Source organism: Nonomuraea sp. NPDC003560 (assembly GCF_042878785.1).
Lineage (GTDB): Bacteria > Actinomycetota > Actinomycetes > Streptosporangiales > Streptosporangiaceae > Nonomuraea.
Map to the genome: position 1 here is coordinate 175,353 of NZ_JBIAOF010000007.1, position 21,657 is coordinate 197,009.

19 protein-coding genes are annotated in these 21,657 nt (G+C 72.2%); 9 read left to right on the plus strand and 10 right to left on the minus strand.

The genetic code is table 11. The features are described from left to right. Window positions 1–29: 29 nt before the first annotated feature. Window positions 30–1,307, minus strand: a complete 1,278-nt coding sequence (locus tag ACFYUV_RS27395) for a Glu/Leu/Phe/Val dehydrogenase (RefSeq protein WP_358292094.1) — start codon at window positions 1,305–1,307, stop codon at window positions 30–32. A gap of 240 nt (window positions 1,308–1,547) precedes the next feature. Between ACFYUV_RS27395 and ACFYUV_RS27400 the strand changes: the two genes are divergently transcribed. The 4 genes from ACFYUV_RS27400 (at window position 1,548) to ACFYUV_RS27415 (ending at window position 5,662) form a co-directional block, all read left to right on the plus strand. Beyond that, on the plus strand, window positions 1,548–3,077 hold the full coding sequence (locus tag ACFYUV_RS27400) for an alkaline phosphatase D family protein (protein ID WP_387672554.1): 1,530 nt from the start codon (window positions 1,548–1,550) through the stop codon (window positions 3,075–3,077). A 9-nt stretch (window positions 3,078–3,086) separates the two neighbouring features. Continuing rightward, window positions 3,087–3,812 carry a class I SAM-dependent methyltransferase gene (locus tag ACFYUV_RS27405; protein WP_387672556.1) on the plus strand — a complete coding sequence of 242 codons (726 nt, stop codon included), beginning with the start codon at window positions 3,087–3,089 and terminating at the stop codon, window positions 3,810–3,812. 73 nt (window positions 3,813–3,885) lie between these two features. Then, window positions 3,886–4,476: an RNA polymerase sigma factor gene (locus ACFYUV_RS27410; protein ID WP_352352506.1), complete on the plus strand. Its 591-nt coding sequence runs from the start codon at window positions 3,886–3,888 to the stop codon at window positions 4,474–4,476. Continuing rightward, window positions 4,469–5,662, plus strand: coding sequence for a CU044_5270 family protein (locus ACFYUV_RS27415; protein WP_387672559.1), 1,194 nt, complete (start codon window positions 4,469–4,471; stop codon window positions 5,660–5,662). The genes ACFYUV_RS27410 and ACFYUV_RS27415 overlap by 8 nt, the downstream gene beginning before the upstream one ends. Window positions 5,663–5,786: 124 nt before the next feature. On the opposite strand, the gene rocD is transcribed toward ACFYUV_RS27415, so the two are convergent. From rocD to ACFYUV_RS27430, 3 genes are all read right to left on the minus strand, one after another. Beyond that, window positions 5,787–6,992: an ornithine--oxo-acid transaminase gene (rocD, locus tag ACFYUV_RS27420; RefSeq protein ID WP_387672562.1), complete on the minus strand. Its 1,206-nt coding sequence runs from the start codon at window positions 6,990–6,992 to the stop codon at window positions 5,787–5,789. A 1-nt stretch (window position 6,993) separates the two neighbouring features. After that, the gene (gene ddaH, locus ACFYUV_RS27425) at window positions 6,994–7,791 is read right to left on the minus strand and encodes a dimethylargininase (RefSeq protein WP_352323414.1); all 798 of its coding nucleotides are present in this window, start codon (window positions 7,789–7,791) and stop codon (window positions 6,994–6,996) included. Window positions 7,792–7,915: 124 nt separating this feature from the next. Next, window positions 7,916–8,404 (minus strand): Lrp/AsnC family transcriptional regulator, encoded by a 489-nt coding sequence (locus tag ACFYUV_RS27430; protein WP_387672565.1) that lies wholly within the window; start codon window positions 8,402–8,404, stop codon window positions 7,916–7,918. A gap of 91 nt (window positions 8,405–8,495) precedes the next feature. Between ACFYUV_RS27430 and ACFYUV_RS27435 the strand changes: the two genes are divergently transcribed. Further along, window positions 8,496–10,844, plus strand: a complete 2,349-nt coding sequence (locus ACFYUV_RS27435; protein ID WP_387672568.1) for a GH1 family beta-glucosidase — start codon at window positions 8,496–8,498, stop codon at window positions 10,842–10,844. On the opposite strand, the gene ACFYUV_RS27440 is transcribed toward ACFYUV_RS27435, so the two are convergent. The 5 genes from ACFYUV_RS27440 to ACFYUV_RS27460 all read right to left on the minus strand — a co-directional run bounded on the left by ACFYUV_RS27440 (window position 10,841) and on the right by ACFYUV_RS27460 (window position 16,553). Then, the gene (locus ACFYUV_RS27440; RefSeq protein ID WP_387672571.1) at window positions 10,841–11,788 is read right to left on the minus strand and encodes an isopenicillin N synthase family dioxygenase; all 948 of its coding nucleotides are present in this window, start codon (window positions 11,786–11,788) and stop codon (window positions 10,841–10,843) included. The genes ACFYUV_RS27435 and ACFYUV_RS27440 overlap by 4 nt on opposite strands. An 80-nt stretch (window positions 11,789–11,868) precedes the next feature. Beyond that, window positions 11,869–13,266: a glycoside hydrolase family 16 protein gene (locus ACFYUV_RS27445; RefSeq protein ID WP_387672574.1), complete on the minus strand. Its 1,398-nt coding sequence runs from the start codon at window positions 13,264–13,266 to the stop codon at window positions 11,869–11,871. 96 nt (window positions 13,267–13,362) lie between these two features. Beyond that, window positions 13,363–14,151 carry a hypothetical protein gene (locus ACFYUV_RS27450; protein WP_387672577.1) on the minus strand — a complete coding sequence of 263 codons (789 nt, stop codon included), beginning with the start codon at window positions 14,149–14,151 and terminating at the stop codon, window positions 13,363–13,365. A 177-nt stretch (window positions 14,152–14,328) separates the two neighbouring features. After that, a complete protein-coding gene (locus ACFYUV_RS27455; protein ID WP_352323408.1) occupies window positions 14,329–15,048 on the minus strand; it encodes a DUF5941 domain-containing protein in 720 nt (239 codons plus the stop codon). Continuing rightward, window positions 15,045–16,553, minus strand: a complete 1,509-nt coding sequence (locus tag ACFYUV_RS27460; protein WP_358292123.1) for a CDP-alcohol phosphatidyltransferase family protein — start codon at window positions 16,551–16,553, stop codon at window positions 15,045–15,047. The genes ACFYUV_RS27455 and ACFYUV_RS27460 overlap by 4 nt, the downstream gene beginning before the upstream one ends. Window positions 16,554–16,693: 140 nt before the next feature. Between ACFYUV_RS27460 and recO the strand changes: the two genes are divergently transcribed. The 4 genes from recO (at window position 16,694) to ACFYUV_RS27480 (ending at window position 20,822) form a co-directional block, all read left to right on the plus strand. After that, window positions 16,694–17,428 carry a DNA repair protein RecO gene (recO, locus tag ACFYUV_RS27465; RefSeq protein ID WP_352352515.1) on the plus strand — a complete coding sequence of 245 codons (735 nt, stop codon included), beginning with the start codon at window positions 16,694–16,696 and terminating at the stop codon, window positions 17,426–17,428. Then, entirely contained in the window at window positions 17,425–18,207 is a 783-nt protein-coding gene (locus ACFYUV_RS27470; protein WP_358292126.1) for an isoprenyl transferase, read from the plus strand. Before recO ends, ACFYUV_RS27470 begins: the two co-directional genes overlap by 4 nt. Before the next feature lie 120 nt (window positions 18,208–18,327). Continuing rightward, the gene (locus ACFYUV_RS27475; protein ID WP_387672582.1) at window positions 18,328–19,236 is read left to right on the plus strand and encodes an ATP-binding cassette domain-containing protein; all 909 of its coding nucleotides are present in this window, start codon (window positions 18,328–18,330) and stop codon (window positions 19,234–19,236) included. Then, window positions 19,233–20,822: an ABC transporter permease gene (locus ACFYUV_RS27480; protein WP_387672585.1), complete on the plus strand. Its 1,590-nt coding sequence runs from the start codon at window positions 19,233–19,235 to the stop codon at window positions 20,820–20,822. The genes ACFYUV_RS27475 and ACFYUV_RS27480 overlap by 4 nt, the downstream gene beginning before the upstream one ends. 258 nt (window positions 20,823–21,080) lie before the next feature. Here the strand turns inward: ACFYUV_RS27480 and ACFYUV_RS27485 are convergent, their stop codons facing one another. Then, window positions 21,081–21,608, minus strand: coding sequence for a CGNR zinc finger domain-containing protein (locus ACFYUV_RS27485; RefSeq protein WP_352323427.1), 528 nt, complete (start codon window positions 21,606–21,608; stop codon window positions 21,081–21,083). Window positions 21,609–21,657 lie beyond the last annotated feature (49 nt).

Below are 21,657 nucleotides of genomic sequence, written 5' to 3' on the forward strand. Positions count from 1 at the left end.
TTGGGCGGGTCACGTGCGACCAAAGTAGGTCAGGGGTAGAGGCCCCGCATGCTGTGGGCCTCGGCGACCCGGCCCACGCCGATCACGTGCGCCGCCTCCCGCAGCGTCAGCCCGCGCTCGGCGGACATCGACTTGACCTCGGCGAAGGCGCCCTCCATCAGGTCGCGCAGCTTCACCTCGACCTCACGGGAGCTCCAGGAGAAGGCCTGCATGTTCTGCACCCACTCCAGGTAGGACACGATCACCCCGCCCGCGTTGGCCAGGATGTCCGGCACGACGGTGGTGCCGTTCGCGGCCAGGATCTCGTCGGCCTCCGGCGTGGTGGGGCCGTTGGCGCCCTCCACGATCAGCCGGGCGCGCACGCGGGGCGCGTTCGCCTCGGTGATCACGCCTTCGAGCGCGGCCGGGACGAGCACGTCCACGTCCAGCTCGAACAGGTCGTCGTGGGCCATGGCGTCGGCGTGCGGGTAGCCGGCCACGCCGCCGGTCTCGGCCACCCAGGCGCGCACGCGGGCGACGTCGAGGCCGCCGGGCGCGTAGAGCGCGCCGGTGACGTCGGAGACGGCGACGACCTTGCAGCCCTCGTCGGACAGGTACTGCGCGGCCAGCGCGCCCACCTTGCCGAAGCCCTGCACGGCGACCGTGACGCCCTCCGGCGAGCGCCCGAGCGCGGCCAGGGCCGCGATCTGCACGCCGCGCGAGGTCGAGCCGGTGCGGCCGAGCGAGCCGCCGAGCGTCATCGGCTTGCCGGTGACCACGCCGGGCACCGAGTAGCCGGCGTTGACGCTGTAGGTGTCCATGATCCAGGCCATGGTCTGCTCGTCGGTGCCGACGTCGGGGGCCGGGATGTCCTTCTCCGGGCCGATCAGCGGCAGGATCTCGTTGACGTAGCGGCGGGTGAGCCGTTCGAGCTCGATCGTGGTCAGCGCGCCCGGGTCCACGGCCACGCCGCCCTTGGCGCCGCCGTACGGGATGCCGACCAGCGCGCACTTCCACGTCATCCACATCGCCAGGGCGGTGACCTCGTGGATGTCGGTGCTGGGATGAAAGCGGATGCCGCCCTTGGCGGGGCCGCGCGAGACGTTGTGCTGGACGCGGTAGCCCTGGACGACGTCCATGCGTCCGTCCTCGCGGCGCACCGGGACCGAGACGGTCAGCGAGCGGCGGGGCGTGGCCAGCATCGTGCGGAGGCCGTCGTCGAGCCCGAGGTGGGCGGCGGCCTGGTTGAGTTGGTGAAGAGCGGAGTCGAGCGCCTGTTGACCAGGTGTGATCAGCGCCGGCGTCTTTGACGGCACCATGATGCTCATGGTCGAGTTTCCTCCTGTATGCGCGCCCATTTTGTGGGAGAAGGCGCCGTTGCCTTCCCTCTTGAGCGTGTTGTCTCGATCATCCTAGGCCGGGCAGTTTGACCTTGCCTAGGTTATGAAGGGATATCCAAGCCGTTGATCAACGTGCTGGGAACGTGCCACTCTGGCAGGCTATCGAGCGAGAGTGTGCCGAATCGTCGAAAACCGGAGGGTTGGATGCCCGCACTCGTGGTTGGGCCGATGTTGCGTCACGTCGACTCGGTCAGTGCCTCGATCTGGGTGGAGACCAGCGAGCCCTGCACGGTCACCGTCGAGACGGCAGGCGGGGCTTATCGGTCGCCCACCTTCACCGTGCACGGTCACCACTACGCGATCGTGGATCTCGTTGACCTGTCCCAGGATATCGCCTCCTATTCCGTCAGCCTCGACGGGGACCAGGTCTGGCCGCTGGCGGGTCGCCCGGCCAGCCGGGTGCGGCTGCTGCCCGCCGAAGGGCCCCGCAGGCTGGCGTTCGGGTCGTGCCGCACGAGCGTGCCGCACGACTCGGCCCACGTCCGCACCCACGGCGACGACGTGCTGCGCGCCTACGGCGTGAGCCTCATGCGCGCCGACGAGGAGGAGTGGCCCGACCTGCTGCTGCTCCTCGGCGACCAGGTCTACGCCGACAGCCCCTCGCCCCAGATGCTCGACTACATCCACGCGCGCCGGACCACCGAGCCGCAGGGCGAGATCGCCGACTACGAGGAGTACGCCGAGCTCTACCGCCAGGCGTGGACCGACCCGGAGATCCGCTGGCTGCTGTCCACCGTGCCCACCGCCATGATCTTCGACGACCACGACCTGCGCGACGACTGGAACACCTCCCAGCCCTGGCGGGAGAAGATGGCCCTGACGAGCTGGTGGCCGCGCCGCGTGGTCGCCGGGCTCGGCGCCTACTTCGTCTACCAGCACCTCGGCAACCTGACGCCGGCCGAGCGCGCGGCCGACCCGCTGGTGCGCGAGCTCACCGAGGGCGACGGCGACGGCGGCCCGGCCCTCGACGCCTTCGCCGCCAAGGCCGACGCCGAGCCGAGCAGCAACCGCTGGAGCTACACCCGCGACCTCGGGCACACCCGGCTCATCATGATCGACACCCGGTGCGCCAGGCAGCTCACCCCCGGCGACCGGCGCATGCTCGACCCCGAGGAGTGGGCCTGGCTCCAGGAGCAGGCCGCCGCGCCGGCCGAGCGGCTGGTCATCGGCTCCTCGATCCCCTTCCTGCTGCCCGAGGGCGTGCACGGCGTCCAGAACTGGAACGAGGCGCTGTGCGACGGCAAGTGGGGCCGTACGGTGCAGCGGTGGTCGGAGCAGCTGCGCCAGGCCGTCGACCTGGAGCACTGGGCGGCCTTCCGGCGCTCGTTCGAGGACCTGGGCAGGCTGCTGGTCCGGCTCGGCAAGCCGGCGGTGATCCTGTCCGGCGACGTCCACTACTCCTACCTGGCCAAGGCCTCGGCCGGGCAGATCTACCAGGTCGTCTGCTCGCCGATCCGCAACCCGCTCAGCCGGCTGCTGCGCTGGGCCAACGTGCTCACCCAGTTCGGGCTGGCGACGCTGGTGGGCGGCCTGCTGGCGCGGCTGGCCGGCATCCCGCGCCCGCCGTTCCGCTGGCGGGTGACCAAGGGCCCGCTGTTCCAGAACGCGCTGGCCACGCTGACCTTCCCCGACACGATCACCTGGTACGAGTCGGCGGGCGACGGTGTCAGGCCGATCGACTCGGCCCGGCTGGCGTAGAAATGACCCATGACTGATGACCAGTACTCCAGGGCCGTGCCGTTCTACGACCTGTGGCACGAGGACGGGCACGTCCCCGAGATCCGCGAGTCGCTCCCGCCCCTGCTGAAGGGGGTGCGGGGCGGCGTCATGGAGATCGGCGCGGGCACCGGCCTGATCACCGAGGTGATCGTGCGCGCGACGGAGGGCGAGGTGTACGCCGTCGAGCCGGCGCCGGCCATGCGGTCGGTGCTGCTGTCGCGGCTGGCCGCCGACGAGCAGGCCCGGCGCCGGGTCACCGTGCTGGCCTGCGGGGCGCTCGACGTCGATGTGGACGAGCCGGTCGAGGCCGTCGTGATGATCTCGGTGCTGCAGGCGTTCCCGGCCGGGCGGCGGGAGGAGTTGTGGCGGGTGCTGGCCAGGCAGCTCGAACCGGGCGGGCTGCTGCTGTTCAACTGGCGCGAGCGGCCCGCGCCCACGCCGGGTGAGCTGGAGCTCATGGGGTCCTACCAGGTCGGGCGGCACGCCTACGAGGTCTGGGGCCAGGTGCTCGACGTCACCGGCGAGACCGTGCGCTCCCGTTTCCTCTACCGCATCAGGCAGCGCGGTGTGGTGATCAGCGAGGACGAGGTGACCAGCGAGGCCCACCGGCCCGGCGGCGACCGGCTCGCCGCCGAGCTGACGGCGGCCGGGTTCGTCGGGGACGAGGCCCCCGACGGCCTGTCCGCCTGGCGAAAGCAGCGAAAGGCGGCATAGCCCGAAAAAGGTGGAACCGGGCTTCCGGGTGCGGCCAACAACAGGGTGACCGCATGAGAGAGGACCGGATGTGGTGAGTGTCGAGGACACAACCGCAACGCTGGATGACTCGACCCTGATCGGGCATTCGCTGAGCGATCCTGAGCGTTTCGCCGCGCTGTTCGACCGGCACGCCGACGAGATCCACAGGTACGCCGCCCGCCGCCTGGGCGCCGAGCTGGCCGACGACGTGACGGGGGAGGTGTTCCTCGTCGCCTTCCGCGGCCGCGGCCGCTACGACCGCACCCTGCCCGACGCCCGTCCCTGGCTGTACGGCATCGCCACCAAGGTCGTGTCCCAGCACCGCAGGGCCGAACGGCGGCGCACCGCGGCCATGGCCAGGGTCGGCGCCGAGCGTCCTGGCACGTTCGACGAGCGCAGCGCCGACCGGGTCACCGCCGAGCAGCTCCAGCCCCGCCTGGCCAGGGCGCTGACCAGGCTCAGCGCGAGCGAGCGCGACCTGCTGCTGCTCGTGGCGTGGGCCGACCTGACCTACGAGGACGCCGCGCGCGCCCTCGGGGTTCCCGTCGGCACCGTCCGGTCCAGGCTGCACCGGCTCCGCGTCAAGGTACGCAGGGCGCTCGGCGGCATCGATCCCTTCGCAGAGGAGCCCCAGCATGGATGACGAGATCCGGACGTTCGCCGACGGCAGGCCGCCGGCGCCGCCGTACGAGCCGCAGGCCCGCGCGCGGGCCAGGGAACGACTGCTGGCCGAGGCGCGCGGCGGGCGGCGCCTGCGGCTGCCCAGGCTGGGCTGGCAGACGGCCGCGGCCTTCGGCGCCACGGTGGTCCTGGTCGGCGGCGTGGCGGTGGCGCTGTCCGGCCAGGGCGGGACGGACGCCCGCCCGGCCACCTCCGTGATGCTGTCGGCCGGCGAGCTGAACCCCCGGCCGGACCAGTTCATCCTGATCGAGTCCGACACCATGTACGGCTCGCAGTCGATCGACAGCTCCGGCGGGCAGAGCCGCTACCTCTACCGCCAGCACCGCAGGATCTGGAAGTCCGTGGACGGCAGCAAGGACGGCCTGCTGCAGATCGAGGGCCGCGAGCCGCGCCCCTGGCCGGGCGAGCCGCTGCCGGCGGAAGCCACGAGCCGGCGGGGCAGCGAGTGGAACCGGCTGGCCTCCTGCCCCGACCTGCGCGGCCCCTACCGCGACGACTACGCCTACCTGAGCACGCTCCCGGCCGACGCCACGGCCATGCGCGACCGCCTCTACCAGTCGGCGCCCAAGGGCGACAAGGACGTCGATCCCGACGCCGTCGCCTTCACCCGCGCCGGCGACCTCGTCAGGGAGAACTACCTGCCCAAGGCGCAGCGGGAGGCCCTGTTCGAGGCGGTGAAGGCGATCCCCGGCGTCGAGGCGGCCGAGGGCGTCGCCGACTCCTCGGGACGCGTGGGCGTGGCGCTGGGCCGGGTCGCCGACTGGGGCGTGCGCGAGGAGCTGATCTTCGATCCGGCCGGGCACACGTTCCTGGGCGAGCGGCAGGTCGTGGTCGACGCCAAGGCGGGCGCGCCCAAGGACAGTGTCGTGGCGCTGACGGCCCAGCTCGACGTCTCCGTGGTGGACGCGCTGCCGGAGGCCCCCGACGCCGCCGCCGACGCGAGCTGCATGCCGGAGACCCAGGCCCCCACGCCCATTCCGTCGGAGTCCGGCTCGACGACGGAGAAGCTGCCGACGGCCGAGGCGACGATCACGTTCACCCCGGAGCCGACCAGCGTGCCCGCGGTCGAGCCGACCGCCGAGCCGAAGCCGACGGTGACGCGTACCGTCACCCTTACCCCGATGGAGAGCGCCCCCGCCGGTTCGTGACCCCCAGCAGGCCCACAGGGCGCGCCGTCACGGCGGCGCGCCCGCGCAGGGTCGGCGGCCGTTTCCTGGAGGGCCGCCGGCCGTGGTACGGCGGGCGGCCTGACCAGGCGAAGCCGTGGGAGACCTAGAGCTCTTCGAGGACGGCGGCGAGCTGGTCGACCGCCCAGACCAGGTCCTCCTCGGAGATCACGATCGGCGGCGCGAGCCGGATCGTGGACCCGTGGGTGTCCTTGGCGAGCACGCCGCGCGCCATCAGCGCCTTGGAGACCTCGCGCCCGGTGCCGAGGGCCGGGTCGATGTCCACGCCCGCCCACAGCCCGCGCCCGCGCACCGCCACCACGCCCTTGCCGGCCAGCTCGCGCAGCCGCGCGTGCAGCACCTCGCCGAGCCGGGCGGCCCTGGCCTGGAACTCGCCGGTGTTCAGGATGTCGATGACGGCGATGCCGACCGCGCAGGCCAGCGGGTTGCCGCCGAACGTGGACCCGTGCTGGCCCGGCTTGATCACCCCGAGGACGTCCTCGTCCGCGGCGATGGCCGAGACCGGCACCACGCCGCCGCCGAGCGCCTTGCCCAGGATGTAGACGTCGGGGACGACGTTCTCGTGGTCGCAGGCGAACGTGCGGCCGGTGCGCCCAAGACCCGACTGGATCTCGTCGGCGATCATCAGCACGTTGTTCTCGGTGCAGATGCGCCGGACCTCGGTCAGGTAGCCGTCCGGCGGCACCAGCACGCCCGCCTCGCCCTGGATCGGCTCGACGAGCACGGCCACGGTGTTGTCGTCGATCGCCTCCCTGATCGCCTCGGCCGAGCCGTAGCGGACGATCTTGAACCCGGGCGTGTACGGCCCGAACCCGTCGTGCGCGTCGGGGTCGGTGGAGAAGCTGATGATCGTGGTGGTGCGGCCGTGGAAGTTGTCCTCCATCACGATGATGTTGGCCTGCTCCGGCGCGACGCCCTTGACCTCGTAGCCCCACTTGCGGGCCACCTTGATCGCGGTCTCGACGGCCTCGGCGCCGGTGTTCATCGGCAGGATCATGTCCTTGCCGGTGAGGTCGCCGAGCCCGGCGCAGAACTGGGCGAACTGGTCGTGGTAGAAGGCCCGGCTGGTCAGCGTGAGGTTCTTAAGCTGCTCCTGGGCGGCCTCGATGATCTTCGGGTTGCCGTGGCCGAAGTTCAGTGACGAGTAGCCCGACAGGCAGTCGAGATAGCGCTTGCCCTCGACGTCGGTGACCCACGCGCCGTGCGCCTCGTGGATGACCACGGGCAGCGGATGGTAGTTGTGCGCGCTGCGGCGCTCGCTTACTTCGATCAGCTCTGCGCTGGTGCTCATGTTACTTCTCCCCCCTGATCTCCAGTGTGCAGCACTTGGGACCGCCGCCCGCCTTGCGCAGCTCCGACAGCTCGACCGGGATCACCTCGTAGCCGTGCCGCTTGAGCTCCAGCTGGAGCCCGGACGCCTCGGAGTTGATCACCACGTTCCGGCCGTCGCTGACCGCGTTGAGGCCGAGCACCTCGGCGTCCTCGGCGGTCGCGATCACCGCGTCCGGGAACATCGCGCGCAGCACCTCCTGGCTGCCCTGGGAGAAGGCGCCGGGGTAGTAGGCGACGTTGCGGCCGTCGAGCGGGAACAGCGCGGTGTCCAGGTGGTAGAAGCGCGGGTCGACCAGCTTCAGCGAGACGACCGGGCGGCCCAGGTACTCCTGCGCCTCCTGGTGGGCGACCACGTCGGTGCGGAAGCCGGTGCCGGCCAGGATGACGTCGTCGAGGGTGAGGAAGTCGCCCTCGCCCTCGTTGACGTGCGTGGGCTCCAGCGTCGGGTAGCCGCGCTCGACGAACCAGCGCAGGTAGGCCGGGCCCTCGGGGCCGCGCTCGGGGAAGGTGAAGCGGGCGCCGTAGACCCGGCCGCCGACGACCAGCGCGCCGTTGGCGGCGAACACCATGTCGGGCAGGCCCTCGATCGGGTCGATGAGGCTGACCTGGTGCCCGAGCTCCTCGTACGCCGACTTCAGCCCTTCCCACTGCCGGATCGCCACCTCACGGTCGGCGCCGGCCTCGGGGTCCATCCACGGGTTGATGGCGTACTCGACCGCGAAGTAGTCCGGGCGGCACATGAGGAAGTGTTTGGGCATGCAGGGCTCCGTCGTCGTCAGTTCAGGGGAAGTTCCCGTGTCGGGGGAGACGGGGACAGCCTAAGAATTGACGTTTGCGCAGGCCAAGCGGTGCGCATTGCGCGTTGGCGCAGGTCTGTTGCGTCTATCGGCCGGTGACGTGCGATCCGTTGCGCGAGTCCGTCAGGGCGGCTCCCGGCGGGATGTCCACCAGCCGCGACAGCACGATCGAGCTCTTGGTCCGCACCACGAAAGCCTCCGCCGCGATGCGCTCGATGACCCGCTCGACGTGCCGCACGTCGGTGGCCCTGATGTGCAACAGCGCGTCGGCCTCGCCGGTGATCGTGGCCGCCGCCACCACCTCGGGGAACCTGGCCACGGCCAGGGCGATGTCCGACGGCTTGGTCTTGCCCTGGCAGAACAGCTCGACGTACGCCTCGGTGGTCCAGCCGAGGGCCTGCGGCGCGACCCGCGCGCTGAAGCCGGTGATCGCCCCGCTCTTCTGCAGCCGGTCGACCCGCCGCTTGACGGCCGACGCGCTCAGCCCCACCTGCTGGCCGATGTCCGCGTAGGTCGCGCGGGCGTCGTCGACGAGCGCCGCGATGATGTCACGATCGAGCCGGTCCAGTTCCACGGGCTCTGTATACCGCCTGGCCAGGCTGGCGCGCGACGAGCGCCGCGCGGGAGACTGGGCGTTCGGTCCACTGCCGGAGGATTGCCGCCACATGAATATCGCACGTTTTCCCGAGGGTTTCGTCTGGGGGGTCTCGACGTCGGCCTTCCAGATCGAGGGCGGCACGACCGCCGACGGCCGCGGGCCGTCCATTTGGGACGCCTTCGCCGGTGGCCCGGCCGATGCCTGCGACCATTACCACCGATATCGCGAGGACGTCTCGCTGATGAAAGAGCTGGGAATGGCCGCGTACCGGTTCTCGGTGAGCTGGCCGCGCATTCTTCCGGACGGCTCGGGAAAGGTGAACACGGCCGGTCTCGACTTTTATCAGCGGCTGGTCGACGCGCTGCTGGAGGCGGGCATCACGCCGTTGGCCACCCTTTATCACTGGGATCTGCCGCAGGCGCTGGAGGAGCGCGGCGGATGGCCGTCCCGCGACACCGCCCGCTGTTTCGCGGACTACGCGGCGATCGTGGCCGAGCGGCTCGGCGACCGGGTCGGCACCTGGTTCACCGTGAACGAGCCGTGGGTGGCGGCCTTCGTCGGCCACGGCTCGGGCGTGCACGCGCCGGGCCGCCGGTCGGCCGCCGAGGCGTTCAGGAGCGCCCACCACCTGCTGCTCGCCCACGGCCTGGGCGCCCAGGCCCTGCGCGCCGCCGGGGCCGCCGAGGTGGGGGCCGTGCTCAACTTCTCGCCCGTGCTGACGCCGGCCCAGGTCGGCGACTTCGACCGGCCGCTGTCGGAGGAGGACGCCGAGGCCGTGGCCAGGATCGACGCGCTCGTCCACCGGCAGTTCCTCGACCCGATGCTGCGCGGCGCCTACCCCGCCGACCTGCTGCCGGTCATCGAGGAGCACGCCGGGCTCGGGCACGTCCACGACGGCGACCTGGCCGACATCGCCCAGCCGCTCGACCTGCTCGGCGTCAACTACTACGCGCCGGCCGTCGTCCAGGCGCAGCCCGGCGAACCGGCCGACCCGGCTTATCCGGGAAGCGCGGGCGTGCTTTTCAGCACCATTCCCACGGCGGTCACCGCGATGGGCTGGCCGATCGTCCCGAACGCCCTGTCGCTGTTACTGCGGCGGCTCACCGGCGAATATCCGGAACTCGAACTGATGATCACCGAGAATGGCGCGGACTTCGTCGACACGGTCACTCCCGACGGCATTCACGACGTCGATCGCGTGCATTTCATCGAGGAACACCTGCGGGCCCTGCGGACCGCCGTCGAGGAGGGCGCCAACGTCCGCGGATATCTCGCCTGGACGCTGCTCGACAATCTCGAATGGGCCGAGGGGTACCGGCGCAAGTTCGGCCTCGTGCACGTCGACTTCGACACCCAGCGCAGGCGGCCCAAGGACAGCGCATTGTGGTACCGCGACGTCATCAGGCGCAACGGCCTGACCGAGGCCCCGCCCAGGCGTCCCACGCTGGAGACGGTGGCCGCCCGCGCCCGCGTCTCCCGGGCCACGGTCTCCCGCGTCGTCAACGGCGAGGCGTCGGTCAGCCCCGAGGTGCGCTCCACGGTCCTGCAGGCCGTCAAGGAGCTCGGCTACGTGCCCAACGCCGCCGCCCGCAGCCTGGTGACGCGGCGCACCGACACCGTCGCGCTCGTGCTGTCGGCCCCCAGGCGCGCCGCCGACCCGATGGTCGCGGCCGTCGTCCAGTACGTGACGAGCCTGCTGGAGGGCGCGGGCAAGCAGATCACCCTCATGCTCGCCGACACCGCCGAGAGCCGGCGCCGCATCGTCCGGCACGCCGAGGCGCGCCTGGTGGACGGCGTCGTCCTGCTGCCGCCCGAGCGGGGCGACACCCTGGCCGAAGGGCTCACGCGCACCGGCGTGCCGCTCGTGCTGCTGGGCCGGCCGCCGGTCGCCTCGCTGGTGCCGTACGTGGACGCCGACAACGCCGCGGGCGCGGCGGCGGCCACCGAGCACCTGCTGGCCACCGGCCGCCGCCGGATCGGCATGATCTGCGGCCCGATGGACCTGGTCGCCACTCAAGACCGGCTCGCCGGTCACCGCGCGGCCCTCGACCGCGCCGGGCTGCGGCCCAGACTGGCGATCGGCGACCTGACCCGGGCCTCCGGCACGGCGGCGGCCGGCCAGCTCCTCGGCGACGCCCCCGACCTGGACGCGATCTTCGCGGCCGACGACCAGATGGCGATCGGCGCCCTGTCGGCCGCCCGCGCCGCGGGCCGGCGGGTGCCCGACGACCTGGCGATCGTGGGCTTCGACGACATCGACGCCGCCTCGGCCACCACCCCGGCCCTCACCACCGTCCGGGTGCCCGTGACCGAGCAGGCGCTGGCGCTGGCGCGGCTGCTGCTGTCGCGGCTGGAGGGCCGGAGCACCACGCCGGTCGTCCTGCCCACCCGGCTGATCGTGCGGGAGTCGGCCTAGATCTGCCGCTCGAACAGGCTCGGGAAGACCTTGGACACCTTCGACAGCAGGTACTCGCCGTAGGTGCCGGTGAAGTCGACCTGGCCGTCCCAGCGCTCGCCGGCGGCGTAGGGGAGGGGCGGCACCACGCTGTCCCAGCCGGGGTCGAAGAAGAACGGGTAGCTCAGGCGCTCGTTGCCGCTGCGGTTGCGCACGCGGTGCGGGGTCGAGCGGTAGCGGCCGCCCGTGAGCTTGTCGAGCATGTCGCCGATGTTGCAGACGAACGTGCCCGGCAGCGGCGGCGCCTCGATCCAGCCGTCCGCCGTCCGGACCTGGAGGCCGCCGTTGGCGTCCTGGAGGAGCAGGGTGAGCAGGCCGTAGTCGGTGTGCTCGCCCACGCCCCAGGTCTCGTCGTCGTCCGGGGGCGCGGGCGGGTAGTGGAAGATGCGGAACAGGACGGTCGGGTCGGCGGTGTAGCCGGTGCGGAAGTAGCCCTCGTCCAGGCCCAGGCTGAGCGCGATCCCCGACATGACCGCCTGCGCGACCCCCGTCATCGTGTCCAGGTAGGCGAGCACGGCCTCGCGCAGCTCGGGCACCTGGATCGGGAACTGGTTGGGGCCGTGCAGCGGGAGCGGGCCGGGCGGCTGCTCGGCGCCGAAGTAGACGCCCTCCTTCAGGTCCGGACGCCCCGAGGTCAGCTCGCCGCCCACCGGGAAGAAGCCGCGCCAGGCCGGGCCGCCGCGGTCCATCGAGATCTCGTCCTTGACCTCCTCGGGCAGCGCGAAGAAGCGCCTGGCGGCGGCGTCGAGCCGGTCGAGGAGCTCCTGCGGCACGCCGTGCCCGCGGACGTAGAAGAAGCCGCTGTCCCGGCAGGCGGCGCCGATCGCCGCGCCGACGGCCTGCCTGTCGCCGCCCGGGGTGTCGCCGAGCAAGGGGGAGATGTCGATCACCGGCAATTCGCGCACCGTCTCATTGTCCCCCAGCCCGGGGACGGCGGGCCGGGCCCTGGGTACGCCCGCCGCCCCGAGGAGGGCCCTGAGCGGGGTCAGGTCGTCGAGAAGGTGAACCAGTTGACGTTGACGAAGTCGGCGGGCTGGCCGCTGCTGAAGGTCAGGTAGACGGTGTGCGTCCCGGTCACGCCGCTGATGTTGGCGGGGACCGTGCGCCAGCTCTGCCAGCCGCCCGTATTGGCCAGCGCGAAGTCGCCGATCGGCGGGGCGGACGGGCTGTCCAGCCGCACCTGCACCAGCCCGCTCACGCCGGCCGCCGCTCCCGACGCCACCCTGGCCTTGAACTGGCGGGCGGGCTCGGAGCCGAAGTTCACCCCGTCGTAGCGCAGCCAGTCGCCGCCCGCGATGGCGCCGACGTTCTGGCCGCCGCCGGTGTCGGTGGTGGTCTCGACGATGGTGCCCGACTGGGCCTGGTAGCGCTCGGCCTGGATGGTGGAGCGCGCGTCCACGCCGCCCGGGACGGTCGGGGTCGCCGTCGGCGTGGAGACCGTGCCGCTCTGCCAGACGGCCACGTAGTCCACCAGCAGCGGGTGGCCGGGGACGGTCGCCGCCGTCGGCGTGCCGGTGCCGGCCAGGGCGTTGGGGAACGCGCCGCCCATGGCCAGGTTGAGCAGCAGGAAGTAGCCGCCGTGCCCGGTCATGTTGCTCCAGGTGGTGGCGTCGAGCTGGTTCTGGCTCACGCTGTGGAACTGCTGGCCGTCGACGTACCAGCGGAGCTGGTTCGGGCTGGCGGCGCGGTCCCACTCGAAGCGGTAGGTGTGGAAGGCCGACTGGCAGGACGATCCGGGGCAGGCCCGGCTCGCGCCCAGGCCGGTCGTCTCGTTGCAGGGCCCGCCGGGGCTGACGCCGCAGTGGAGCACGCCCCACACCGAGTTGATGCCGTTGACGTTCTCCATGATGTCGAACTCGCCGATGCCCGGCCAGTTCCAGTAGTTCCCCCGGTACGGCGCCCCGAGCGCCCAGAACGCCGGCCAGTAGCCGAGCGCCGCCTGCCCGGTCACGTCCGGCATCTGGATCCGGCCCTCGATCCGCAGGACGCGCCCGGCGGCCGGCTTGAAGTCGGCCCGCCTGGTCTCGATGCGGGCCGAGGTCCACTCGCCCGAGCCGCTGCGCAGGGGCGTGATGCGCAGGTTGCCGGAGCCGTCGAGGCTGACGTTGGAGGTGCTGGAGGTGTAGTTCTGGATCTCGCCGGTGCCCCAGTTGCCCGGCCCGCCGGGGTAGCCGTGCCCGGTGTCGATGATCCACTCGGCGGACGAGGGCGGCGTGCCCGCCGAGCCGTTGAAGTCGTCGGACCAGACCAGCGACCAGCCGGACGGCGTGGACGGCACGGACGCCGAGGCGCTGACGGCCACTTTGACGAGCAGGCCGGTGAGTGCCACGAGCACCACCGCCACGGCCACCAGGCGGCGCCTGTGCCGGATCTCTGTTGTCATCCCTGCTCCATGGGGGGTGGTGGAGTCGAGTGAGAGAGCGCTCTCTTGACGCGACGTAAACACGGTGCTGACCGCGTGTCAATATGGGAGAGCGCTCTAGAGCAGGTCGACGGACGACGTCCCGGCGGCCTCGAACGCCGCCCGCCAGAAGCGCTCCAGCAGCGGGAACCGGTCGGGGTCGGACTTCTTCGCCCGCAGGAATCCGTGCACCACCACCGCGTACCCGGACAGGTCGGGCAGCAGCCGCGCGTCCCGCAGTTCCTCGATCTTCCGGCCGCGGGCGGCCTCGCTCAGGTCCAGCTCGCCGACGTCCAGGTCGCCGTGGTCGTTGAGCAGGTCGCTGAACACGATGAGCCGGTGCTCCCTGTCCGGCTGCCGCAGCGCGCCGAGCTGCTTGACCGCGTACCGCAGGGCGCCCAGGACGTCCGAGCCCCGGCCCTCCTTGGGGCAGTCGAGCAGCTCGGCCGCCCGGGGGAGCACCTGCGTGATCCGGCGGGCCCTGACCCGGTCCTCGACCACGGGGTCGTCGCCGGGGTTCTCGGTGCGGGTGGCGGCGATGGGCACCGGGTCCTCGCGGCACGCGCTGCTCTCCGAGTCGCCGGTCACCGCCGCGAAGCCGATCCAGTCGCAGCCCTTGGCGAACCCCGGCAGCTCGGATTCGACGTCGTTCCCCGCGGTCACCGGGTCGGCGTAGCCCGTCGAGTCGACGACCGCGCCGCACACCGGGCCCGGATCCGTGCCGCACCCGCTCACCGGGCCCGCGGCCAGCGCCAGCACCACCACGACCCGCCCGGACAGGCTCGTCATCGGCGCCCTCCGGCCGGGGAAGTCGGCGCGCCCGTCCGGCGGGTTTCCTCGGCTGAACGGCCGCGGCAAGAACGCCATCCGCGTCTCCTGGCTCCGGCCGGACCGGACCTCGGCTCGAATGTCCCTGAATTTCAGACTAGTCCGTCATGTCCTTTTCTGGCGGGGCGATTCGGCGCCCGCACGCGAAACGGCGGCCACCGGCGCCCTGATCGGGAGCCCGTGACCGCCGTCGTGTCCGGAGGGGGAGGTGGCCGCTCAGCCCTTCTCCGCCTCGCCGGTGGCCTGTTCGAGCGCGTCCTCGGGCGAGGCCTCAAGGTCCTGCTCGGCGTCGGCGCCGGCCTGCGCAGAGGCCTTGTCCAGGCGCACCCAGCTCGTCACGCTCTCCACCGCGAACAGCACGAACAGGTACGCCGTCAGCACCGCGAGCACCGGCGTCAGCCAGCCCAGCGCCGCACCGGCACCGATGATCAGCAGGCGCAGCTCCCAGCCGAGCCCCGCGTGGAACACCCACGCGGGCGGCCAGATGCTCTGCCGGGTGCGGTAGACGGTGTCGTAGGTGTGGTAGCCCACGACGTAGACCAGCACGAACAGCAGCCACTTCGGCGCGCCGGCGGCCAGGCCGATCGCGATCATGGCGAGGAACTCGGTGCCGCGCAGCAGCGGCGGGGTGAGCCAGTCGAAGCGGCCGAGGTGGTCGCGCGGCGCGGTCGGCAGCACGAGCAGCAGTGTGATGGCCACCGGCACGAGCAGCAGCGGCCCCTTGTCGGGCAGCCCGACGACGGTGACGGCGACGACGGCGAGCAGCGCCACGAGCGTGGCGGGCACGGGCGGCAGGCCCTTGCCCAGCTTGCCCGCGAGGGCGTGCACGAGCGGGCCGTCGTCGCGGTAGGCGAGCAGGCGGGCGGTCTGGATGCGGCGGCGTTCCTCGTCGGGGTCCGGCGTGGGGGTGGCCATGGCCTGCGGTTGAGTGATCATACGAGCGACCTCATGAGGCGTCCGGTGAGGGTGTAGGCGGCGGCGACGGAGCCCCAGATCACGAGGGTGAGGAAAGTGATCCGGGCGTCGAAGAGGGCGGCGGTGATCGCGATGGCCGCGAACCGCTCGCCGATGGGGAACACGATCATCTTCCGCGCCCAGTGGACCGCGCGGAACTTGCCCGCCCTGGTCCACATCTTGAGCACGCCGCGCAGGCCCTGGCTGCGCTCGACCTTGCGCCGCTCCAGCGCCCTGCGCAGGTCGCGGTCGTCGGGGGCGTCGAGCGGGAGGGTGGGCAGCTGCCCGGGCGGCTTGCGCCGGTTGGAGATGCCGAAGGAGAAGTCGAGCAGGTGGCGTACGGACTGGAGCCCGATGGCGGCCAGCGCCAGGATCCAGATGTCGTCGCCGTTGCCCGAGACGACCCAGCCGACGGCCAGGCCGGCGAAGACCACGTATTCCTTGAAGCGGTCGAAGGTGGCGTCGAGCCAGGCCCCCAGCACGCCGAACTTGCGGGCGTACCGGGCCACCTGCCCGTCGACGCAGTCGAAGACGAAGGCGAAGTAGATCAGCAGGCCGCCGGCGACCATCCACGGCCGGTCGCCGGTGGCGAAGCAGGCGGCGGCGGCCACGCCGAGCAGGATCGAGATCAGCGTCACCTGGTTGGGCGTGAGCCCGCGCCGCGCCGCCCAGCGGGCGATGAAGCGCGAGTAGGTGGAGACGAAGTAGGTGGTGAAGAAGCCGTCGGCGCCCTTGACCGCGTTGTTGAGCCGGGCGCGGTCCTCGTTCATGCCGGCCATCTCGGCACCGGCCTCGTTGACCTCCTCCGGCGTGCTCACCCGGCGGTAGAACAGGTCGCGGCGGCCGCGCACGCCGACCGACACGCCGTTGCGCACCAGGCCGAACACCACGAGCTGGACGAGGTCGTCGTCCGCGCCGAAGCGGTCGGCCATGAGGGCCAGCTCGCGGCAGGTCTGCGCGAGCACGGGGGCGTTGCGGGCGCTGATGTGCAGCGGGCCGAGCAGCACCGCGTTGGGCCTGGTCACCGCGTGGTTGGCGGTGCCGACCGACACGACGCGCGACTTGCCGACGCGCGCGCGCACCGGCAGCCCTTCGAGCCGGCCGTAGCCGATCTCCGGGTCGGCCTCGTCGATCGGTACGGTGTCCTCCTGCGCCTCCTCGGTCACCTCCAGACGCGGTTCCTTGGCCACGAGCGCCAGCGCGCCGCGCTTGGCCTTGGTGATCTGGTAGATCAGCTCGTCGTGGACGACCGAGTTCTGGGGGATGATGAAGAGGCTCTCCGTTGCCGATTCTGCGACGTCGGCCAGGGCGCGAAGGGCGGCGGCCACGTCGCCGGTCTCGATCGTGGCGGGCCGCGGGTCATAGGAGACGAGCTGGCTGCGCAGCCGCTCGGCCACGGTGGGATTGCCGGGCAGCGCGGCCAGCCTCAGGCCGGTCGGAGAGGTGTCGGGGCCGGGCGAAGAGCCCAGCAGGACCACGCGGGTCATGACTCCCTTTCGAGGCAGTAGCGGGGGGTTGAACAACGGGTGATGCGGGGACAGACGTCAAAGTCTAGTGACGGCAGGGCAAACTCGCGTCACCAGAGCATGCCCGGAACATGCCGCGCGTGCGGCCGTAAGATGGGCAAGTGAGTCTCTACCGCGACGAAGGCGTCGTCCTGCGGACGCAGAAACTCGGTGAGGCCGATCGCATCGTCACCGTTCTGGCCAAGCGCACCGGCAAGATCCGGGCGGTGGCCAGGGGCGTGCGCCGCACCAAGTCACGCTTCGGCGCGCGGCTGGAGCCGTTCACGCACGTCGACCTCCAGCTCCACACCGGCCGCACGCTCGACGTGATCACCCAGGCGGAGACCATCAGGCCCTACGGCGAGGCGCTGGCCGTCGACTACCCCCGTTACACCGCCGGCAGCGCCATGCTGGAGACGGCCGACCGGCTGACCCACGGCGAGAAGGAGCCGGCGCTGCGGCAGTTCCTGCTGCTGGTCGGCGGCCTGCGCACGCTGTCCGAACGCGCCCACGAGGCCAGGCTGGTCCTCGACGCGTACTTCCTGCGCTCGCTGGCGGTGGCCGGTTACGCGCCCGCGCTGGAGGCGTGCGCCAAGTGCCAGGCCCCGGCGGTCAGGGCCTTCGCCATCGTCGCGGGCGGCGTGGTGTGCGGGGCGTGCCGTCCGGCGGGCTCGGCGGTGCCGGCGGGGGAGACGATCGGGCTCATGACGGCGCTGCTGCGCGGCGACTGGGCCACCGCCGACGCCTCGGAGTCGCGCCACCGCAGCGAGTGCAGCGGTCTGGTGGCCGCATATCTGCAATGGCATCTGGAACACGGAATACGCTCTCTGCGACACGTCGAAAGGGAGCATGCGTGAACGTCCGGCCTCCGACCCCTCATCCGTCAGGCGCCACACCGCCGCCGATCCCGCGTGACCTCGTGCCCCGGCACGTCGCCATCGTGATGGACGGCAACGGCCGCTGGGCCAAGGCACGCGGCCTGCCGCGCACCGAAGGGCACAAGGCGGGCGAGTCCTCGCTGTTCGACGTCATCGAGGGGGCCCTTGAGCTGGGCGTCCCCTACCTGAGCGCCTACGCCTTCTCCACGGAGAACTGGAAGCGCTCGCCCGACGAGGTGCGCTTCCTGATGGGCTTCAACCGCGACGTCATCAGGCGGCGGCGCGACGAGCTCAACGCCATGGGCGTGCGGGTGCGCTGGGCGGGCCGGCCGGGGCGGCTGTGGAAGAGCGTGATCTCCGAGCTGCAGAGCGCCGAGGAGATGACCCTCGGCAACAGCAAGCTGACGTTGCAGTTCTGCGTCAACTACGGCGGCCAGGCCGAGATCGTCGACGCGGCGGTCAAGCTGGCGGCCGACATCGCGGCCGGGCGGGTCAAGCCGTCGAAGGTGAGCGAGAAGGTGTTCGCGCGCTACCTCGACGAGCCGGAGATCCCGCCGGTCGACCTGTTCCTGCGCTCCTCGGGCGAGCAGCGCTTCTCGAACTTCCTGCTGTGGCAGTCGGCCTACGCCGAGATGGTCTTCCTCGACCGGCTCTGGCCCGACTTCGACCGCCGCGACCTGTGGGCGGCGTGCGAGATCTACGCCAAGCGCGACCGCCGCTACGGCGGCGCGATCCCCAACGAGGTCACCGGCGCCTAGCGAAACCCCGGGGTTCACCCCTGCTGAGCTGCCGCGCTGGACAGTGACTATACGCCGATATAGCGTGCTACTCGTTCGGGTAGTCAACTGTACGAGCGAACAGTCACGAGGCAGATCATCATGAGCGACGCCATCTCGGTGGCCGCACTCGTCAAGGCGTACGGCCGGACCAGGGCCCTCGACGGGCTCGACCTGAGCGTGCGCACCGGCGAGGTGCACGGCTTCCTGGGCCCCAACGGCGCGGGCAAGAGCACGACCTTCCGGATCCTGCTCGGCCTCGCGCGGGCCGACGCGGGCAGCGTCCGCCTGCTCGGCGGCGACCCCTGGCGCGAGGCCGCCGAGCTCCACCGCCGCCTGGCGTACGTGCCGGGCGACGTCACGCTGTGGCCCGACCTGTCCGGCGGCGAGGTGATCGACCTGCTGGGCCGGCTGCGCGGCGGCCTCGACCGCGGGCGCAGGAAGGACCTGCTCGACCGGTTCGGCCTCGATCCGCGCACGAAGGGCCGGGCCTACTCCAAGGGCAACAGGCAGAAGGTCGCGCTGGTCGCCGCGCTCGCCTCCGACGCCGAGCTGCTGCTGCTCGACGAGCCGACCTCCGGGCTCGACCCGCTCATGGAGGAGACGTTCCGGGAGGTCGTCAGGGAGGAGCGGCGGCGCGGCGACCGTACCGTGCTGCTGTCCAGCCACGTCCTGTCGGAGGTCGAGGCGCTGTGCGACCGGGTCACGATCATCCGCGACGGCCGCGCGGTCGAGAGCGGCACCCTGGCCGGGCTGCGCCACCTGACCCGCACCACCGTGCACGCCGAGCTCGACCGGCCCGCCGAAGGGCTGGCCGGGCTCCCCGGCGTGCACGGTCTGCGCGCGGAGGGCGGCCGGGTGCGCTTCGACGTGGACGCCGACGCCCTCGGCCCGGCGCTGCGCAGCCTGACCGCGGCGGGCGTGCGCACCCTGGACAGCCGCCCGCCCACGCTGGAGGAGCTGTTCCTGCGCCACTACGCGGCCGGCCGGCCGGCGGAGGCCGTGCGATGAGCGGCACGTGGACGCTCGTCCGCCTGGCGCTGCGCCGCGAGCGCGCCATCGCCCCCTGGTGGCTCCTGCTGCTGGTGGCCCTGAGCCTGGCCATGGTCGGCTACATCAACCGCAACATGGGCACCTACGAGCTGAAGCTGGCCTACACCGAGGTCGTCCGCCGCTACGCCTTCTTCCGTGCGCTCGGCGGCGGGGTCGTCGAGCCGCGCCTGGAGGTGCTGGCGACCTGGCGCAGCGGCGGCTTCCTCTACGTGATCAACGCGTTCGCCGCCCTGACGACCGTGATCAGGCACACCCGCAGGGAGGAGGACGCGGGCCGGACCGAGCTGGTCCGCGCGGGCGTGGTGAGCCGCCGGGCGCCGCTCGGCGCGGCCCTGCTGGTGGCCGGGGCGACCAGCCTGGCCGGCGGGGCGCTGACCGCCGCCGCCCTGCTCGCCGCCGGCCTCCAACCCGTCGGCACGCTCGCCTACGGCGCCGCCGTCGTGGTGGCGGGGTGGGTGTTCGCGGGCGTCGGCGCCGTCGCCGCGCAACTGGCGCGCGACGCCCGCACCGCCACGGTCATCGGCCTGTACGCCCTCGGCCTGGCCTACGTCCTGCGCTACGCCGCCGACGCGAGCGACCGGCCGTGGCTGAAGGCCCTGTCGCCGCTCGGCTGGAGCCACCTGGTGGACGCCTACCGGGCCGACCGCTGGTGGCTGCTCGGCGTCTCCACCCTGGCCGCCGGGGGGTTGTGCGCGCTGGCGTACGCGCTGCTCGGCCGCCGGGACCTGGGCTCGGGCCTGCTGCCGGAACGGCCGGGCAAGCAGGAGGCCCCCCGGCTGCGCGGCCCGGTCTCCCTGGCCCGGCGGCTGCATCGCGGCCTGCTGCTGAAGTGGGCGGCGGGGACGGCGGCGTTCGCGGCGATGGGCGGCGCGATGGGCCCGCTGGCCAAGGACGTGCTGGCCCACCCGAGCGTCGTGGTCGCCAACATCACGAACCTGCTCGGCGTCCCCGCGGCGGACGCCCTCGACGGCTACATGTGGTACTACCTGCTGATCCTCGCCTACGGCAGCGCTCTCTACCCGGTGCTCATGGTCGTGCGGCTGCGTACGGAGGAGACCTCGGGCCGCGCCGCCCAGGTGCAGGCCACGCCCCTGACCCGGGTCCGCTGGGCGGCCGGGCACCTGGCGGTGGCCGCGCTCGGCACGGTCGCGCTGCTCGCGCTCGCCGCCCTCGTCTTCAGCGCCGTGTACGCCGCGCTCCTCGGCGACTTCGCCGGCACCGCGCCGCGCTTCCTGGCCGCCGCCCTGAGCCAGGCCCCGGCGGCGTGGTGCGTCGGCGCGGTCTGCGTGGCGGCCTACGGGCTGCTGCCCCGGGCGAGCGTGCCGCTGTGCTGGGCGGCCTGGATCCTGACCGCCCTGCTCGGACAGGTCGTCGCGCCCTTCTACGGGGTGTGGGGCGGCACGCCGTTCGAGCCGTTCCACTACCTGCCGAACATCATGGCGGGGCAGGCGTTCGGCACGGCGCCGGAGCTGACGCTGCTCGCGCTGACGGCCGCGCTCACGGCCGGCGGGCTGCTCGCCCTGCGGCGGCGCGACGCCGGCTGAGGAGACCGTGGCGTCGCGGCGGTATCCGGAATTCTGGCACGAGGGTCAGGCTGAGAGCCGGTGAAGGCGGGTACAACCCGTTCCCCCACGATGAAGGAGGGCCGATGATCCCAGGTTGCGGCTCGTGCAACTGTTCCGACGTCTTCGCCACCGCCAAGCCGCCGTGGTGGCAGACGTCCAGCGAAGCACCCTGAATCACCCGCACCTGCCGCCCGTCCCCCGATCGCCGCGGGGACGGGCGGTTCGCGTGCGGGACGGTCAGGCGCGGCGGCGGGCCCGGTAGGCGGCGACGTGCATGCGGTTGCCGCAGGTGCGGCTGTCGCAGTAGACCCGCGAGCGGTTGCGGGACTCGTCGACGAACACGCGGTCGCAGTCGGGGGCCGAGCAGGTGCGCAGGCGCTCCATCTCGCCCTCCACCAGCAGGTGCGCCAGCGCCACGCCGCAGTCGGCGGCCACGTGCTCGGCCAGGGAGGCGTCGGTGGCGAAGTAGTGCACGTGCAACGGGTGGCCGTCGTGCTCGGTCAGCCTGGGCGTGATGCGCGTCTCGGCGAGCAACGCGTTGAGCGTGCGCACGGCGCTCGCCACGTCGGAGGCCGTGAACACCCGGTGGAACGCCTCGCGCACCATGCGCACCTGGCCGAGGTCGCGGGCGGTCAGCGCGCCGATGCCGCTGATCTGCCGGGACTCCACGAAGGCTTGCAACTCGGCCAGGCTGGCCAGACCGTCGTCGCCGCCGGTGGACGGCGAGGTGTTGACCAGGTCGACAACGGTCGCCAAAGAATGCACCATGTCATGGCCAAACGGCATGTTGACTCCTGTCGGGGCCGGTTCTAGC

What these genes read in the sequence shown, in the direction of transcription:
- ACFYUV_RS27395 (WP_358292094.1), bottom strand. Translation starts at nt 1,307, where the DNA reads ATGAGCATCATGGTGCCGTCAAAGACGCCGGCGCTGATCACACCTGGT.
- ACFYUV_RS27400 (WP_387672554.1), top strand. Translation starts at nt 1,548, where the DNA reads ATGTTGCGTCACGTCGACTCGGTCAGTGCCTCGATCTGGGTGGAGACC.
- ACFYUV_RS27405 (WP_387672556.1), top strand. Translation starts at nt 3,087, where the DNA reads ATGACTGATGACCAGTACTCCAGGGCCGTGCCGTTCTACGACCTGTGG.
- ACFYUV_RS27415 (WP_387672559.1), top strand. Translation starts at nt 4,469, where the DNA reads ATGGATGACGAGATCCGGACGTTCGCCGACGGCAGGCCGCCGGCGCCG.
- rocD (WP_387672562.1), bottom strand. Translation starts at nt 6,992, where the DNA reads ATGAGCACCAGCGCAGAGCTGATCGAAGTAAGCGAGCGCCGCAGCGCG.
- ddaH (WP_352323414.1), bottom strand. Translation starts at nt 7,791, where the DNA reads ATGCCCAAACACTTCCTCATGTGCCGCCCGGACTACTTCGCGGTCGAG.
- ACFYUV_RS27435 (WP_387672568.1), top strand. Translation starts at nt 8,496, where the DNA reads ATGAATATCGCACGTTTTCCCGAGGGTTTCGTCTGGGGGGTCTCGACG.
- ACFYUV_RS27445 (WP_387672574.1), bottom strand. Translation starts at nt 13,266, where the DNA reads ATGACAACAGAGATCCGGCACAGGCGCCGCCTGGTGGCCGTGGCGGTG.
- ACFYUV_RS27450 (WP_387672577.1), bottom strand. Translation starts at nt 14,151, where the DNA reads ATGGCGTTCTTGCCGCGGCCGTTCAGCCGAGGAAACCCGCCGGACGGG.
- ACFYUV_RS27455 (WP_352323408.1), bottom strand. Translation starts at nt 15,048, where the DNA reads ATGATCACTCAACCGCAGGCCATGGCCACCCCCACGCCGGACCCCGAC.
- ACFYUV_RS27460 (WP_358292123.1), bottom strand. Translation starts at nt 16,553, where the DNA reads ATGACCCGCGTGGTCCTGCTGGGCTCTTCGCCCGGCCCCGACACCTCT.
- ACFYUV_RS27475 (WP_387672582.1), top strand. Translation starts at nt 18,328, where the DNA reads ATGAGCGACGCCATCTCGGTGGCCGCACTCGTCAAGGCGTACGGCCGG.
- ACFYUV_RS27480 (WP_387672585.1), top strand. Translation starts at nt 19,233, where the DNA reads ATGAGCGGCACGTGGACGCTCGTCCGCCTGGCGCTGCGCCGCGAGCGC.